We start from the raw sequence: 18,643 nt of genomic DNA, 5'->3' as shown, positions 1-18,643 counted from the left end.
AATTTATTGATCTTTAATTTTGTTTAACGAAAATAGTTTTAACAATGAAAAAAATATTACTTCTTTTTATTTTATTGATAACGCAAATGGCCTATTCACAGTCAGACTGTGTCACAGCAATCCCTATCTGTGGTAACTCTGACATCTCTTACACCCCTTCAGGCCCGGGGAATATTATAGAAATTCTTAATCAAAACGGGGGATGCCTCAGCACCAATGAAAGATATACTGTATGGTATACTTTCACCATATCTACACCAGGCACCCTTGCATTTAAAATAAAACCAAATGACCAGGGTGATGATTATGATTTTGCAGTTTATGGTCCCACAACAAACGGATGTACTTCTTTACAGAATTCAGCTCACGTCTTTGTACAGCCAATAAGATGTAACTATAGCGGAACTCCCGGAGACACAGGATTGGATCTTACTCTTGCCCCGCCTGCAGTATTTCCTACCAACCCTCCAGGCACTACAGCCAGTATGAACAATGGCAAATGGAGTCCTTATATGGATGTATTGGTAGGTCAAACGTATTATCTGGTTATTGACAACTTCAGTAGATCGGTTAATGGATTTTCCTTAGAATGGTCTGGTACTGCAAGCTTAAGCTCAGCATTCAACGATCCAACTCTGGCTCCATATCCATTCATTACTCCAGGAATTCCAGGTACTAATCCAAATGATCCAAGCCAGGTAATGGTTTGCTCATTACCTACCCAGTTTGATTTTACAACACTTACTGCCTCTATCATCAATGGAAACAGCTCGAACTTCAAGGTTACTTACCACAAAACAACCAATGATGCCCTTACAGGCGCAAGCCCTCTTACCGTAGCAACAGTAGACGGAACCACTACATACTATTACAGAATTGTATATCAGGATCCTACTAATCCAAGTAATCCTAACAACGGATGTTTCATAACCGGGAAATTTAAGTTTGTCAATGTAGGTATTTCAGCAAATACCGCCACTTTATATTCTTGTAACAACAACGGAGCCGGTACGGCAAAATATAACCTAACAACAGCCAACGTATTTGGACCAGGCGGAGCAACAATCAAGTATTATGCTACCGCTGCGGATATGAATGCAGACATCAATGAAATCACTGACCCTGCTAACTATATTTCTCAGGAAGCAACGGTCTATGTAAAAGTGATTTCTTCTTTTGGATGTATCGCAACGACTACAATCAAACTGCTATTCTATCCTGCAGTAGTTTTAAAAGATGCTGTTATTCAGAACTGCTATATTGACAATGATGTAAACCGTTCAACCTTTGATCTTTCTAAAGCTGATATCGGAGTACCTGTTCCTACCCCTACCGGAACTATTATTAAATATTACACTACTGTAGCTGATGCCAAAGCTCAGACCAATCCTATTGCTACACCACTAAATTATCTTTCAGAAAGCAAAACGGTATTTGCAAGAGTAGACAATGACAAGCAGTGTTATTCCATTGCCAAGATAGATCTGAAAGTATTACCTCCTGTAAAATCAGCTGTATTGAAAGATAAAACGATTTGTGCTGAAGCCAAAACGACATTGGATGCCGGACCTGGTTTTGTCAGCTACGAATGGAGTACTGGTGAAACTACACAATCTATCAGCAACGTAGGAGTTGGGGCATATTGGGTAAAACTTCAGACAGGAAAATGCTTCACTCTTCAGGAGGTACGCGTACATGCGAGTGTTCAGCCGGTAATATCAGGAATAGAAATAACAAACAATACTATCGCTGTTACCGCTACAGGAGGAGTTCCTCCTTACAAATATTCTGTAGACGGTGTCAACTGGCAGGATTCAAATACATTCACAGGACTTCCGAGAGGTGAAAATACAGTATATGTAAAAGATACTTACAACTGTACACCGACTCAGGTAATCATTACGGTTCCGAACCTTATTAATGCCATCACTCCGAACGGGGATAATGTAAATGACGTTATCGATTACTCTGCGCTGGCATACAAGAAAAATCTAGTCTTTATAGTATATGACAGATATGGAAACAAACTTCATGAAGCCAAAAGAATAAACAACTTTACATGGGACGGAACTGCATTTGGAAAGAAAATTCCAACAGGAACCTACTGGTATACCATCTCATGGAATGAAAACAATAAAAACAGTACTGAAACCAAATATTCAGGATGGGTATTAGTAAAAAATAAAGAATAAGCTTTATCCGACCTTCTAAAAAAATCACCCCAGACCGGGGTGATTTTTTTATCAACATACCTGATCTCCTGTTTACAGTATTTTCAGAAGATCTGCTAATAATTTGTTGAATACTATTTTTTTATTATTTTTTAAATAAACTATCTTTGCACCATGGCGCAGAAAGAAACATTATCATCCCTGACACACGGAAACTTTGCAAAAGAATTGTCTATTGCGGATGGAAAAATGCCTCCCAATGCAGTGGACTTTGAAAGACTTGTTATCGGAACTTTTTTGATCGACAAAAAAGGTCTTGATCATTCTATTGACCTTCTTACCCCAGAGGTATTCTATGACCCCAGACATCAGGTTATTTTTTCTACCATTTTAAAGCTTTATGAAGGCAACCATCCGGTAGACTTAATGACCATTATTCAGGATTTAAAAAAAGAAGACAAACTTAGCCAGGCAGGCGGAGATCATTATATCATTGATCTGACTATGGGAGTAAGTTCATCCGCCCATATAGAATATCATGTACGTGTTATTCTTGAAAAATATATTTTAAGAAGCCTTATCAATGTTTCTGCAAACGTTATTGATTCTTCATACAAAGAATCAACCGATGTTTTTGAACTTCTGGATAAAGCAGAACAATCTTTCTTTGAGATTACCAACGGAACAATTAAAAAAGGATTCGATACTGCCAACTCATTGGTAAAGCAAGCGATTGACACGATTAAATCTTTAAAAGATAAACAAGGACTCTCCGGAGTTCCTTCAGGATTCAGAGATGTTGATAAGGAAACCGGTGGATGGCAGAATTCTGACCTCATCATTATTGCAGCCCGTCCGGCGATGGGTAAAACAGCATTCCTTCTTTCCATGGCAAGAAACATTGCAGTAGGACACAAAATTCCTATGGCTCTTTTCTCTCTTGAAATGGCATCTGTACAGCTGATCACCAGAATGATTGCTTCTGAAACAAGAATCTCGTCCGAAAAACTAAGAAAAGGAACCCTGGATGATGAAGAGTGGCAAAGACTGTTTTCCAATGTATCGGAATTGGAAAATGCCCCTTTATATATTGATGAAACCCCTTCCCTTTCGATATTTGACTTCCGTGCAAAATGCCGAAGACTTGTCATGCAGCACGGGGTAAGACTGATCATGGTTGACTACCTCCAGCTGATGACCGCAGGAGGCGGAGGAAAAGGAGTCGGAAACCGTGAACAGGAGATCTCTATGATTTCACGTTCATTAAAAGCGATTGCAAAAGAGCTTAATGTACCTGTAATTGCTCTTTCTCAGCTTTCAAGAAGTGTGGAAGCCCGACCGGGAAAAAGACCTCAGCTTTCAGATCTGAGGGAATCAGGAGCTATTGAGCAGGATGCGGATATTGTATCTTTTATTTTCAGACCGGAATATTATAAAATTACCGTTTGGGATAATGATGAAGAAGGACAGGAAACTTCTACAGAAAACCAGGCCGAGCTGATCATTGCCAAGCATAGGAATGGTGCAACGGCAGATGTAAGGTTATCTTTCTTAAAACATTTTGCCAAATTCGGCGATATTGAAGCGGCATTTGACGGAGGCTCAGGCGGAGGATATCCTTCTAACTTCGGGGAACCGAGCGGCTTTGACAAAATCAAAACAACCATTCAGCCAGGAGCAGCATTTGACCTTCCGGACAGTTCAAAACTTTCTGGCTCTTCAATGAATGATTTTGATGACGATGATGATTTCCCGTTCTAAGGAAAGATCAGAGTTTTAGGCCAATTCAGTAATTGTACAGTGAATATTCATTTTTTTTTAAAACAGATTTGAAAATCGAAATTTATACCGACGGAGCTTGTAGCGGAAATCCCGGAAAAGGCGGATATGGAATTCTCATGCGCGTTCCTGAAAAAAACTACCAGAAAACATTTTCAAAAGGATTCAGAAAGACCACCAATAACAGAATGGAACTTCTGGCTGTCATCACAGCTTTGGAAAAGTTGAAATCAACAGAGAATGATATTCACATTTATACCGACAGCAAGTATGTATCTGACGCTATTAACCAAAACTGGATCGCCGGATGGATCAAAAGAGGCTGGAAAAATGTAAAAAATCCGGACCTCTGGAAAAAATTTGTTGAACTACATCAAAAACACGCCCCAAAAATGCATTGGATAAAGGGACATGCCGGTCATTTTGAAAATGAATTATGCGACAAGTTAGCCGTTGCGGCCGCTAATTCTTCTGATCTTGATATCGATGTGTATTTTGAAAATCAGGAAAACAGCTCCTTATTTTAATACAATTGAGATAAATCCACAATTCATCCGTTAACATTCACTATTCCATCACAAGTCATATTATTTATTAAAAAATAATTAAAAAATTCAGTAAAATTAACATTAAATACACATTAATTGATCGGGATTTAATATCTTTACACATTAATCTAAGTCCCCTTTAAATGAATAAAAATCTATTACTGTATTTATATGTTTTTTTGCTCTGTTTAGCCGGGAAATCTTTTGCTCAGACTTATCAGCTTGTCGGAAACCCAGTGACAACTACCGGATGGACAATGGTTTCACCTACTCAGGTCAACACAGATTTCATTCAGCTTACTCCGGATACCAATAATCAATCCGGTTCTATCAGACTGAATGATCCGATCAATTTAAAATATTGCGATAAATGGAGGGTGGAATTTGATTTCAGAATGGATTCCAACCAGACCTCAAACGGAGACGGAATTGCATTCTGGTACCTTGCCAACCCACCTGTTGCGAGTGTATTGGGATCTGGCCTTGGAGTATCTCAGAATGCAGTAGGTCTTGTGGTAGGGTTTGATACATACAACAACACCACTACCGCTACCATGAGTAAGGTTCATGTTGCCTACGGACAGGTTCAGAACACCACAGATACCAATAATGTTGAATTCTTCAATGTTCCGGGCAGCTCCTTTCACTCCCCTGACATGAATACAACTCTGCCTTTTCAGGGAACCACCTTTAAACATGTTGAAGTAACAGCACAGGTAGATCCTGCTGTACCTACCAGCTGGATTATCAAAATAACCATAGACGGTAATGTAATTTGTAACCAGTCTTTTGCTCCTTCAGGTACTGCTGCAGCAATGACCGTTGGATATTTTGGATTTTCCGCTTCCACAGGAGGTGCAAGATCAAGACATTCCATTAAAAATGTGAAAATCTATACAGATAAAGTTCCTATTTTACAGAATTCAGCCACACAGTCTTTTTGCCCAAACCCTTCTACAGGATACGGATCTGTGAATCTGACTACTTTCAACTCACAATTTGTCAGCAACCCTTCCAATTATACATTTACCTATTATCCGCTGGGAAGCTCAACACCTATAGCGAATCCGGCCAATTATCAATTCAATGCCAATACAACAGTTACTGTGGTTATTAAAGATAATGCAGGACTGCTTTGCGACAACCCGGACGGCAAGATTTTACTGGTGCTTGCACCATTCAAAGCAGAGGACAGAACAATCCTGGCATGTAATAACAATAAAGCAGGAACCGCAACCTTTAATCTCAACACAGCAAATGTAACAGATGTATTAGGGGTTACTAAAAAATATTATAAAACATTAGCAGATCTTAATGCCGACATTAATGAAATCCAGAATCCAACCAATTATTTATCGGCTCCAGGTGTCGTGTATGTAAAAGTGACCACTCCACAGGGATGTACAGGTTCTGCAAAAATCACATTAGCATTCTACCCTGATACTCCTGTGAAGGAAGCCACTTTAAGGTCATGCTTTATTGAAAACAATATCACTAGTGCTATATTTGACTTGACCACAGCTGACGTCACTACCTTAAGCAGCGGTTTTACAAAAAAATACTTTACATCAATAGCCAATGCTGTGGACGGCACCAATGAGATCATGAATCCTCTTCAGTACTTATCAACAAGTACAGCTGTATATGCCAAAGTAACGGATGCTAACGGATGTTTTAATATTGCTAAAATCAATCTTATTGTATTACCACCTGTACCCTCTTCTGTTCTGAAAGATAAAATCATTTGTATTGGTGAAAAAACAGACCTGGATGCAGGACCTGGATTCAATGGGTACGAATGGAGTACGGGAGCAACAACCTCATCTATTAAAGATGTAGGAGTAGGTTCTTATTGGGTAAAACTCAAAACAGGCAACTGTATCACCACACAGATTGTCAATGTAAAAGCATCTGCAAATCCTGTGATTTCCAGCATTAATATTGACAACAACACAATAACCGTAAATGTGGCAGGAGGAACTCCTCCATACCAATATTCTTTGGATGGAATGAACTGGCAGACCAGCAATATATTCACAGGACTAGCAAGAGGAGAGGTAAGAGTTTATGTAAAAGATTTTTACAACTGTACCCCTGTTGAGGTTCAGATCACTGTTCCTAACCTTATCAACGCCATCACTCCGAACGGCGACCATGTAAATGACTTTATTGACTACTCTGCACTGGCATACAAGAAAAACCTGGTATTTATTGTCTACGACAGATATGGCAACAAACTTTACGAGGCCGGAAAAATGAGAAACTTCACATGGGACGGAACCGCTTCCGGCAAAAAAGTACTTACAGGAACTTACTGGTACACCATCTCATGGAACGAAAACAACAAAGACAATACTGAAACCAAATATTCAGGATGGGTATTGGTAAAAAACAGAGAATAATTTAATATCAGAAACTACCTCTTTTGGGGTAGTTTCGGTATTAATACCCTTTACTGTCCGCCCCCCTGCAATATGGCGTTGTCATTAATTAACAGCTAAAAAACAATTTTATATCCAAGAACAAATAACATCATAATCCATCCACTATGAAAAAAGATATACTCATTTTTTTACTGACTATCTTACTATGCTTACCGGGAAGGTTATTTTCACAAACATATCAACTCACCGGAAACCCTGTAAATACAACAGGCTGGGATCTTGTCTCCGATGCTGTAGTAAGCGGAGATTTTGTAAGGCTGACAACTGATCAGACCAGCAAATACGGAGCTATAAAACTATCCACCCCGATCACCTTGAGCTATTGTGATAAATGGAAAGTGGAATTTGATTTCAGAATTGACGGAAACGGAACCACACAATATGGAAGAGGAGATGGCTTTACGTTCTGGTATCTTGCCAATCCGCCTACGGGATTCGTATCAGGAGGAGGACTAGGTATTCCAGCTAACGCTTCAGGACTAATGGTTGGTTTTGATATTTTCAATAATACCACAGAAGGTCAGATGAGTAAAGTTCATATCCTTTACGGAACCAATAATACAGCAGGTAATAATATCGAATTCAACAACACTGCCGGAAGTACATTTCATTCTCCGGATCTTAATGCCACCCAGCCATTTGTAGGAGACACCTACAGACACGTTGAAGTAAATGGGGAAACAGACCTTACCAATCCTACGAACTGGATCATCAAAGTAAGAATAAATGGTGTTCTTATCGTAGATCAGTCATTTGCTCCTTCAGGAGGTGCAGTGGGAATGTCACAAGGCTATTTCGGATTTTCTGCAGCAACTGGGGGAGCCAGCGCAAGACACTCTATTAAAAATGCTAAAGTCTTTGTAGACAAAGTTCCGATCTTAAGCAATACCATAACTCCATTTGTGTGCACCAATCCAGCTACCGGAAATGGCGTGGTAGATCTCACTTCTTATAATTCCCAATTTGTCAATAATCCCGGAAATTATATTTTCACCTATTATCTATTAGGAAGCTCTACCCCTATCGCCAACCCTTCAAGTTTTCAATATTCGGGAAATACAACAATTAAAGTGGTTGTCAAAGATCCCTCTTCTACTCTTTGTGATAATGGCGACGGCATCATTCAGCTCAATCCTACTCCGTTTGCAGCAACAGATGCAACCCTTAGCGGATGTAATAACAACAATGCAGGGACTGCAACCTTTGATCTTAACACGGCTGCTGTGACAACCGTCACGGGGGCTACCAAAGAATTCTATCCTACCTTATACGACATGAACAATGGTACAAACCAGATTACCAACCCTTCTGCATATGTATCTGCTGCTGCAACCATATATGTAAAGGTAACGACCCCTCAGGGTTGTGTAAGCACAGCGAAAATTACGCTGAACATTTATCCTGTCGTTGTGGTCAATGATACTGAAATAAAATCCTGTTTTATTGAAGCCAATCCTTCTACGGCATCCTTTAATCTTTTAGGAGCTATTGTTTCTCAAGGCGGGCTTACAAAAGAATATTACCCATCATTGACTGACGCGATCAGTGGAACTAACGCAATCTCTACTCCGGCAGCCTACATCGCTCCTAATGGAGTCGCTTATATTAAAGTATTCAGTGCAGACGGATGTTACTCTATTGCTAAAGTTACATTAACTGTAATCCCTCCTGTTTTTTCAAGAACTCTCCACGATCAGACCATCTGTATTGAAAACACAACAACATTAGATGCAGGAGCCGGTTTCAAAAGCTACGAATGGAGCACCGGTGCTACAACCCAATCTATCAAGAATGTAGGAGTAGGAACCTATTGGGTAAAACTTAAAACCGGAGACTGTATTGCAACACAAAAAGTAACCGTATACCCTTCTGACAATCCGGTTATCACCACCATTGATATCTCCGGAAGTACCGTGACAGTATATGCCAACGGGGGAACTCCTCCATATCAGTATTCAATGGATAATATCAACTGGCAGGATACCAATGTTTTCACCAATATTGCCAGAGGAGAAGCTAAGGTATACGTAAGAGACGGTTACAATTGTGTTCCTGTTGAAGTTAATATTACCGTTCCTAATCTGATCAATATTATCACACCAAATGATGATGGTATTAATGATTTTGTTGATTATTCGGCGCTGGCCAATAAACAGAATCTGGAGATCGCTATTTTCGACAGATATGGTTACAAAATGTTCCAGGCAGACAAAACCAACGGTTACAAATGGGCAGGAACCACTAATGGAAGCAAAAAAGTTCCTACCGGAAATTATTGGTATTCTATTTCATGGAATGAAAATAATAAAAACAGTACTCCGATAAAATTCTCAGGATGGATTGTTGTAAAAAACAGAGAATAATTACACTTTCCTTCCCATCAAAAAAATCACCCCGCTGACCGGGGTGATTTTTTGCATTTACAGGGAGGAGATATTTCATTTAAAAGACGCTTTATTCATATTCAATTCTTAAATTTGTCATATGAATTATTTGGAAGCTTTAAGCAGAAGATATTCTGTAAAAAAATTCAATCATCAGATTATTCCTCAGGAAACTCTTCACAACATTCTTGAGTCAGGGAAGCTGTCTGCCAGTTCGCTTGGGCTTCAACCCTATAAGATTATCGTTGTTGAGAGTGAGGAGATGAAGCAGAAACTGATCCCGGCTTTCTATAATCCATCGCAAATCTCCACCTGTTCTCATCTTATTGTTATTATTTCAAAAAAAGTTATTGAAGAGAACTATATCCGTGGCTATTTTAATCATATTTCTGAAGTACGGAACACCCCCATTGAAAAACTGGATCCATTCAGAAACAGCATTAATCAGCACATCAACCAAAAAACACATGATGAAATTTTCAACTGGGCAGAAAAACAGTCCTATATAGTATTGGCTAATCTTATGTACGCCGCTGCTATTGAAAATATAGACTCCTGCCCTATGGAGGGTTTCCGTCAGGACCTTATAGAAAATATTCTGAATATCAATCCTGAAACAGAAAAAGTAACCGTTACCCTCGCTTTAGGCTACCGTTCTGAAGAAGACCATTTCCAGCACATGAAAAAAGTAAGAAAACCAAACGAAAAATTGTTTAAATTTATTTAATATTTTAAACGATTGTACCTAAAGCCAGCATATGATAAAAGCGGATGTATTAGTAATCGGTTCCGGTATTTCCGGACTTTCCTATGCCATTAAAGTTTCTGAACAGCTCCCTGATGCCAAAATCATTATTGTAACCAAATCTGACGAAGACGAAAGCAACACCAAGTATGCACAGGGCGGCCTCGCTGTCGTTACAGATTTTCAGAATGACAATTTTCAAAAACATATCGATGACACCATGCGTGCCGGCGACGGAGAAAATAAACGTGATGTCGTAGAAATGGTGGTAAGAGAAGCACCTGCAAGATTCAATGAAATTGTAGAATGGGGCGCACAGTTTGATATGAAGAATGGTAAATTCGCTTTAGGGAGAGAAGGAGGCCATACTGAAAACAGAATCGTCCATCATAAAGATATCACAGGTTTTGAAATTGAAAGAGCTCTTTTGGAAACAGCCAATAACAGCCCGAATATAGAAATTCTTGATCATCATTATGTCATTGATATCATCACACAGCACCATGTTCCGGGAAAAGAACTCAACGAGGGAGATATCCATTGCTATGGAGCCTACATTCTGGATGAAAAATCCAAAACCATCAAAAAGATCACTTCCAAAATAACACTGGTGGCCACGGGAGGTGCCGGACATGTTTATAAAAACACAACCAACCCTACGATTGCCACAGGAGACGGAATTGCTTTCGTTGCCCGCGCAAAAGGTAAGGTTTCCAATATGCAGTATTACCAGTTCCACCCAACAGCTTTATACAGCAAAATGGACGGAATGCTGTTTTTAATATCAGAAGCCGTTCGTGGAGACGGAGCAAAACTAAGAACCAAAAGGGGCGAAAAATTCATGTACAAATATGATGAACGCGAAGAATTAGCTTCCAGAGACATCGTTGCAAGAGCCATCGACGCTGAAATGAAAATTACCGGAGACGAATTTGTTGGACTAGACTGCAAGGAAATGAACCATGAAAAATTCCTGGAGCATTTCCCCAATATTTATAAAAAATGCAAAGACGAAGGAATTGATCCCTTCACACAATTAATTCCTGTTGTACCTGCCTGCCACTATTTAATGGGTGGTATTGAAGTTGACCGAGACGGGCAGTCCTCCATCAGAAATCTTTTTGCCGTGGGAGAATGTACCAACTCCGGACTTCACGGAGCCAACAGGCTTGCTTCCAACTCTCTTCTTGAAGGCTTGGTTTTCGGGCACAATGCTGCTATGAAAACAGTAGAACTTCTGAATGAAAACAATTTCAACTTTGACGACCTGAAAGCAGTGCCAGAATGGAATGAAGAAGGAATGAAAATCATGGACGAAATGGTAATTGTAAGCTATCTCAGAAAACAGCTTCAGGAAATGATGAGTGACCTGGTAGGTATTGTAAGAAGCAACAGACGTTTAAATATGGCATTGCAGAAACACCAGGAGATTGCCGCTGCCGTAGATGAGATCTACCACTACTCTATTCTTTCTCCGCAATTATCGGAATTAAGAAACCTTACAACCGTTGCCCACCTCATCATTACCCAATCCATGGAAATGACAGAGAATAAGGGAGCATTTTATAATAAAGATTTGGTTTAATTTTAAACAAATGAAAACCCTGAATTTAAATATTCTTACAACAGTCCATATCTTATTCTATTCAAGAATGATAATTTCATTGGTTTGTTGTTTAGTATTATTAATTTTTTGGGAGCAAAATAGAAAAATTGATACTTTTTCAAATACAGCCATCCTTGCAGGAATAATGCTTTTTGGAATTTTTTTCGGTGTATATGGAGTGACATTATTAAAAAAAATTATTGTTCCCAGATCCAAATACCCTTTAGCTTTAAATCTTTTATGCAACATACAAGGGTTAGGAAAACCTGATTATTATGGAAGTTTAAAATTTGATTTAAATAATATAATTAAAGATAATAAGTTACGCTTAACGCTATACTATATCAATAATCCTCAATATCCGATTTTAGCATTCAATAGAGAAAAAATCATTTACTACACTCAAGAATATAATTGGGATAATTTTAAATGGAACTATAAAATCATACCACAAGGACGAAACGGAAAACAGGTATTGGAGTTTCAAGGCATTAATCAAAATAATATAAAAATAAAAGACAATATAGATTTTGAAAAAATAGATGCAAAGGAAAATGAAGTTCTTTTGCTCTTCATTATTCACGATTTATTATTCGGAAAAAGATCTTCTTTTTATTACTAAAATCAAAATTATGAAAAGACCAGCATACGTAACAGACAAAGCATTAAAGACATTTATAAAAAGTGCTCTTGAAGAAGATATTCAGGATGGTGATCACTCTACCCTTTCTACCATTCCGCAGGATCTTATACAAAGTGCAAAACTTTTGGTAAAACAGAACTGTATTCTTGCAGGTGTTGAGCTGGCAGAAATCATTTTCAACACTTTTGACAAAAACCTAAAAGTTGAAGTTTTTATTAAAGACGGAACTCCCTGTAAAGTCGGCGATGTAGCTCTTATTGTAACCGGAAGCGCCAGATCTATCCTTTCTACTGAAAGATTTGTTCTTAACTGTATGCAGAGAATGAGTGGTATTGCTACGCTTACCCACGATTGGGACTCAAGACTGGTAGGTACAAAAACTAAACTTTTAGATACCAGAAAAACTACTCCCAACTTCAGAATGTGTGAAAAATGGGCAGTGGCCATTGGTGGCGGAACCAATCACAGATATGGTCTTTATGACATGATTATGCTGAAGGACAATCACATTGATTACAACGGAAGTATTACCAATGCTGTGGCAATGGCCAAGGATTACGTTAAAAAGAATAAGAAAAAGTTAAAAATAGAGGTTGAAACAAGAAATCTTGAAGAAGTACAGGAAGCCATCAACGCTAAGGTTGACAGAATTATGCTTGACAACATGGATGTAAACACGATGAAGGAAGCTGTAAAAATGATCAACGGTTCATGTGAGTCTGAAGCATCAGGTGGGATTACCCGTGATATGCTGAAAGAAATTGCAGCAACAGGCGTTACTTACATCTCTGTAGGGGCTCTTACGCACTCCGCTGAGAATATAGATTTGAGTCTCAAAGCAGTGAAATAGCGTTGAATTTTTAACAAAAACACACCCCCTTTGTTAAAAATTCAATAACATGACTTTTTTCATACAAAAATTCAATTTTTAGCCATAATACTGATTTTTAACACGTTAACATTATTAAGACTGATTAAAAATTAACATTGAGTTAATAATAGTTAAATTTTATTTTGCGAATTTTGCAGAAAATTAAATCTAATTATTACTAACGATTATGAAATTAATCAACAAATCAATACTAACTGCGGTAATTACATTATCTACAGCTAGTGTTTATTACGCTCAACAAGTTCAGGACACTGCTCAGGCAAAGTCCAAAGATATTGAAGAGGTAATCTTAAGAGGTGTTACGGATATCGCTAAAGATAGAAAGACACCTGTTGCTGCATCTACCATTAAAGCAGCACAAATTCTTGAAAGACAAGGAAACCAGGAACTTGTTGAGGTTCTGAATGTTACCCCATCTGTTTACGCAACGAAAGGTGGTGGAGGATTTGGGGATTCACAGATCACTATTCGTGGGTTTGAATCCAGAAACATTGCAGTAATGGTAAATGGTATGCCTGTAAACGATATGGAGGGTGGTACTGTTTATTTTTCAAACTGGACTGGATTATCTGACGTAACAAGTACATTGCAGGTTCAAAGAGGTTTAGGTTCTTCTAAATTAGCAATTGCTTCTGTAGGAGGTACTATGAACTTCATCACCAAGTCTGCAGATATGAAAAGAGGAGGGGTTATTAGATTAGGAGTTGGTAACAATGACTATTTAAAAACATCTTTTGCTTACAACACTGGAAAATCTAAGGATGGTGTTTCTGCATCATTCCTAATGAGCAGACAAGCGGGAGGTACTTATATTGAAAATACTGATTACGAATCTTATGCATATTTCTTTGCATTAGGTTATGAGATCAATAAAAAACATAACTTACAGTTTACAATAACTTCTGCTCCTCAGTGGCACGATCAGAGAACTTTTGCTCCAACAATCCAAAACTATATCAATTATAATCCTGACCACGATGGAAATCCTTATAGAAGATATAATTCAGATTATGGTTACTATACTGATGCCAACGGAAATAAAGTAGCTTTAGCCAACAGAGCCAACTACTATTCTAAGCCGGTAATGATGCTAAACTGGGACTGGACAATGAACGAAAAGTCTAAGTTAAGTACAGTTTTATATATGTCTAATGGTAGAGGTGGTGGAACCGGTGACTTAGGTAAACTTGGAACTAAGACAATCAATGATGCTAGTTTTACTGATGCTGCAGGACACATTAACTATGATGCTCTTTTTGCTGCCAATGCAGCAGTTAATTTGAATACTGCAGGTGCAGGAAGCACAATTGTTCGTCGATCAAGTATCAATTCACACAACTGGTACGGTATCTTAGCAAACTTCCAACATAAAGTTAACGATAACTGGAATTTCTCAATCGGTACGGATGACAGATATTACTATGGTTATCACTATCAGGTTCTTACAGATCTTTATGGTGCTGCAGGATACAAAGATAATGCTAACAAGAATGTTGCTCCTAGAATTGTAAATGCACTTTACGATTACAAGAAACTTTCTTGGAATCCTTTTGGAGGTAAATTAGCTCCGGCTGAAGATCAGGTAGGATATAGCAACGATGGTGAAGTTATTTGGTACAGTGGATTTGCACAGGTAGAATATACCAAAGATAAATTATCTGCATTCTTACAAGGTTCCGTATCTAATCAAGGTTACCAAAGAATTGATAACTTCATAGTAGACGGAAGCACATTAAGAGGTCAGACCATCAACACGAAAACAGGATTTAAAAATATTTTCGGATATAATATTAAAGGGGGAGCTAACTATAACATTAATGAGCAGCATAACGTTTTTGCTAACATAGGTTATTATAGCAAGCAGCCATTCCTTAACACAGTATATCCAAGTAACCAACAGCTTGTTAACCCTTACTTAACGAACGAGAAGATCTCTTCTGCTGAAGTTGGTTACGGATTCAGATCTGCAAAATTCACTGCAAATGTTAACGTATACAGAACACAGTGGAAAGACAGATGGTTGAGAAAAACCAGCCAGACTTTCAATTTAGCTGATGGTTCAACAACTACAGGTTATTCTGAAATCAATGGTATTACAGAAGTTCACCAGGGAGTTGAATTTGATGGAGTATACAAACCGAACCGTTTCCTAGAAGTTCAGGGGATGTTCTCTTGGGGAGATTACTATTATAAAGGAAATGCTAATGTAGCTTCATTCGACGATAATAACAATCCGGTTACTTTAGCTAATTCTTCTGGAAATACATTATACTTAGATAAAGTAAAAGTAGGAGGATCAAGCAACAACAGTATTCCTCAGATGACTGCATCATTAGGATTAACTGTGAAACCAGTAAAAGATCTTAATATCTTCGGAACATGGAGATATGTAGGTAAACTTTACTCTACTATTGACGCCGGAACATTCACCAATGTTGCAGCTCAGGACAGAGGAGTATTGAAATTACCTGATTTCAACTTGTTTGATATAGGTTTCTCTTACAAAATCAGATTACAAAACGAAGCTCAATATTTCACAATCGGGGCTAACGTTTACAACCTATTTGATAAAACTTACATCTCTGACTCTGCTACAAGTGTATTTGCTGATGACAAACCAAAATACTTGGCTGATGGAAAAACACTTAACACAGCGAATCAGACTTACCAACAATTGGGTATGATGTACAATGGTATTGCAACAGGTAACCGTGCTTATTTCGGTTTCGGAACTACTTGGGCAGCAACATTATCATTCAACTTCTAATAATATCACAATATTAGATTTTATAAATATCAATCCCGGCTTTGAGCCGGGATTTTTGTTATCTTTGTGTACAAAAAAAATAGGATTATGGATTTTTACAAGATTTTACTTAATGCCCACAAAGGATTCGGATATCTGGAATTACTTTTGGTTGCATTATTTATCATTGCACTTTTGGCTACCATGTTTGGTTTCAGTGGAAAAGTGAACAAGTTTTTGAAGAAGACTACACTTTTTACAATGATTTTCTTTCACGTTCAATTTCTAGCAGGGCTTTTCTTATTATTTGTTTCACCTGGTGTGAAAGCAGCTTTAGCTTCCGGAACACTAATGAGTGATGCATATGCAAGATTCCAATATGTTGAACATCCATTTTCTATGCTTATTGCAGCTGTTTTGATGACTATTGTCAACAAAAAAGTAAAATCCAATGATACCATTTCTTTAGGAGTAGTGATCATGGGGCTGATTGCAGTAGGTTTATTTGCATTCGCCTTCCCTTGGGCAAGAGTCTTTGGGGCTTAAAAAGATAAAGAAATTATATGCGTTATAATTTATAAATAGTTTAATCTTAAATTTTTAATTAAATCAATGAAAGTAGCTGTAGTAGGTTCAACAGGAATGGTTGGACAAGTCATGCTTAAAGTTTTGGAGGAGAGAAACTTCCCTGTAACAGAATTAATTCCGGTAGCATCCGAAAAATCTGTAGGTAAGAAGGTGAAGTATAAACAGAAGGAATTTACGATTGTAAGCATGAAGGACGCTATAGCTGCCAAACCGGATATTGCCATCTTCTCTGCAGGAGGTTCTACTTCCCTTGAATTCGCTCCTCTGTTTGCAGAAGCAGGAACAACAGTAATCGATAATTCTTCTGCATGGAGAATGGATCCTGATAAAAAATTAGTCGTTCCTGAGATCAATGCTGATGTTTTAACGAAAGAAGATAAAATCATCGCCAATCCGAATTGTTCCACCATCCAATTGGTAATGGTTCTTGGACCATTGAACAAGAAATATGATTTAAAAAGAGTAATCGTTTCTACTTATCAGTCTGTAACAGGTACAGGTAAAGCTGCTGTAGACCAGTTAAACGGTGAGATTAGTGGAGATGAATCTACTGAAAAAGTATATCCTTATCAGATTTTCAAAAATGCTTTGCCACACTGTGATGTATTTGCTGATGATGATTACACGAAAGAAGAGATCAAACTGATGAAAGAGCCTAAGAAAATTTTAGGAGATGATACTTTCAACCTGACAGCAACTGCCGTAAGAGTACCCGTTCAGGGAGGACACTCAGAAAGTGTGAATATCGAATTCGAAAATGAATTTGAACTGGATGAAGTAAGAAAAATCTTATCTGAAACACCTGGTGTAATCGTAATGGATGATGTGAAAAACAACCATTACCCAATGCCGCTGTACTCGGAAGGAAAAGACGAAGTTTTCGTGGGAAGGATCAGAAGGGATCTGTCACAGCCCAAAACGCTCAACCTGTGGATCGTGGCAGACAATCTGAGGAAAGGAGCAGCAACAAACGCTGTACAGATCGCAGAATACCTTGTAGCAAACAACTTAGTATAAACTAACAAAATAAAAAAGAGTCTCAGAATTGAGATTCTTTTTTTTATCAAACTCATATGAATACCCAGAAAAATACCCACAAAGAGAAAATAGGATTTCAAAAACTTATTGCCATATTTGGGATCATTCTTTTCATCGGAAAGATTATTGCCTGGAAGCTGACCAGCTCAGACGCTGTCTTTTCTGATGCCATGGAAAGTATTGTCAATGTCATCAGCGCATTCATGGGACTTTATTCATTGCACCTCGCAGCCAAACCCAAAGATGAAGACCATCCGTATGGCCATGGAAAAGTTGAATTCGTGACCTCCGGTATTGAAGGAGCCCTTATCGCTATTGCCGGTGTTATGATTATCTATGAAGGGATTCACAGCCTTATTGTAGGAAAAACACTGAGTAAAATTGATCTGGGAATCTGGATTATTGCTGCAACTGCAATCATTAACTATTTATTGGGGTATATCTCTATCAAGAAAGGAGAAAGAGAAAATTCTCTGGTTCTTATTTCATCTGGTAAACATCTTCAGTCCGATACCATTACAACCCTTGGCGTGGTTGCCAGTTTAGTCATTGTTTATTTCACCAAAATCTATTGGCTGGATTCCGCTGTAGCATTAAGTTTTGGTGTATACATCATATTCGTAGGCTATAAAATCGTCCGAAAGTCATTAAGCGGTATTATGGACGAACAGGATCCTGAGATATTAAACCAGATCATTAAAATTCTCGAAGAAAACAGGCATACAGAGTGGATTGATGTACACAATATGAAAATCCAGCAGTTTGGTTCTTCTCTGCATATTGATGCACATATTACCCTTCCCTGGTATTATGATCTGCGTGATGCACACAGTGAAATGGAAAACGTTATTCTCCTTCTTGCCGGAAACATCAAACGCAGTATTGAGTTCAACTTCCATATGGATGACTGCAAACCGATCTCATGCCCTATCTGCCAGATCAAAGACTGTCCTGTCCGTGAAAAAGACTTCATTAAACGTGTAGAATGGACCCCGGAAAATGTAACCAGTGTGGATAAACATACGATCCATGGGGAAGAGGAAAAAAATTAGATTTGAT

At 38.2% G+C, this 18,643-nt stretch carries 13 protein-coding genes; all 13 read left to right on the top strand.

Annotated features, from left to right (window positions below):
* The first annotated feature begins 44 nt into the window (after positions 1–44).
* Positions 45–2,192, top strand: coding sequence for an FIDD domain-containing protein (locus AC3FI7_RS17875; RefSeq protein WP_142725224.1), 2,148 nt, complete (start codon positions 45–47; stop codon positions 2,190–2,192).
* A gap of 153 nt (positions 2,193–2,345) precedes the next feature.
* Positions 2,346–3,932, top strand: a complete 1,587-nt coding sequence (dnaB, locus tag AC3FI7_RS17870; protein ID WP_142726442.1) for a replicative DNA helicase — start codon at positions 2,346–2,348, stop codon at positions 3,930–3,932.
* Between the two features lie 68 nt (positions 3,933–4,000).
* Positions 4,001–4,477 (top strand): ribonuclease HI, encoded by a 477-nt coding sequence (rnhA, locus tag AC3FI7_RS17865; RefSeq protein WP_491460626.1) that lies wholly within the window; start codon positions 4,001–4,003, stop codon positions 4,475–4,477.
* A 164-nt stretch (positions 4,478–4,641) separates the two neighbouring features.
* Positions 4,642–6,900, top strand: coding sequence for an FIDD domain-containing protein (locus AC3FI7_RS17860; RefSeq protein ID WP_142726440.1), 2,259 nt, complete (start codon positions 4,642–4,644; stop codon positions 6,898–6,900).
* Between the two features lie 146 nt (positions 6,901–7,046).
* Positions 7,047–9,305 carry an FIDD domain-containing protein gene (locus AC3FI7_RS17855; RefSeq protein WP_343660285.1) on the top strand — a complete coding sequence of 753 codons (2,259 nt, stop codon included), beginning with the start codon at positions 7,047–7,049 and terminating at the stop codon, positions 9,303–9,305.
* 121 nt (positions 9,306–9,426) lie between these two features.
* Positions 9,427–10,053, top strand: a complete 627-nt coding sequence (locus AC3FI7_RS17850) for an NAD(P)H-dependent oxidoreductase (RefSeq protein ID WP_343660286.1) — start codon at positions 9,427–9,429, stop codon at positions 10,051–10,053.
* Between the two features lie 31 nt (positions 10,054–10,084).
* Complete coding sequence (gene nadB, locus AC3FI7_RS17845; protein WP_343660288.1) at positions 10,085–11,656, top strand: L-aspartate oxidase; 1,572 nt, start codon at positions 10,085–10,087, stop codon at positions 11,654–11,656.
* Positions 11,657–11,666: 10 nt separating this feature from the next.
* A complete protein-coding gene (locus AC3FI7_RS17840; protein ID WP_491460625.1) occupies positions 11,667–12,299 on the top strand; it encodes a hypothetical protein in 633 nt (210 codons plus the stop codon).
* Between the two features lie 10 nt (positions 12,300–12,309).
* Positions 12,310–13,170, top strand: coding sequence for a carboxylating nicotinate-nucleotide diphosphorylase (gene nadC / locus AC3FI7_RS17835; protein WP_343660291.1), 861 nt, complete (start codon positions 12,310–12,312; stop codon positions 13,168–13,170).
* 208 nt (positions 13,171–13,378) lie between these two features.
* On the top strand, positions 13,379–15,979 hold the full coding sequence (locus AC3FI7_RS17830) for a TonB-dependent receptor (protein WP_343660292.1): 2,601 nt from the start codon (positions 13,379–13,381) through the stop codon (positions 15,977–15,979).
* Between the two features lie 87 nt (positions 15,980–16,066).
* Complete coding sequence (locus tag AC3FI7_RS17825) at positions 16,067–16,504, top strand: hypothetical protein (protein ID WP_291901646.1); 438 nt, start codon at positions 16,067–16,069, stop codon at positions 16,502–16,504.
* Positions 16,505–16,570: 66 nt separating this feature from the next.
* Positions 16,571–17,563, top strand: a complete 993-nt coding sequence (locus AC3FI7_RS17820) for an aspartate-semialdehyde dehydrogenase (RefSeq protein WP_343660293.1) — start codon at positions 16,571–16,573, stop codon at positions 17,561–17,563.
* Between the two features lie 56 nt (positions 17,564–17,619).
* Positions 17,620–18,636, top strand: coding sequence for a cation diffusion facilitator family transporter (locus AC3FI7_RS17815; protein ID WP_491460624.1), 1,017 nt, complete (start codon positions 17,620–17,622; stop codon positions 18,634–18,636).
* Positions 18,637–18,643 lie beyond the last annotated feature (7 nt).

The sequence above is a fragment of the Chryseobacterium sp. TQ-BC-N36 genome (genome assembly GCF_058382295.1).
This window is presented reverse-complemented; position numbering and strand designations above follow the sequence as displayed.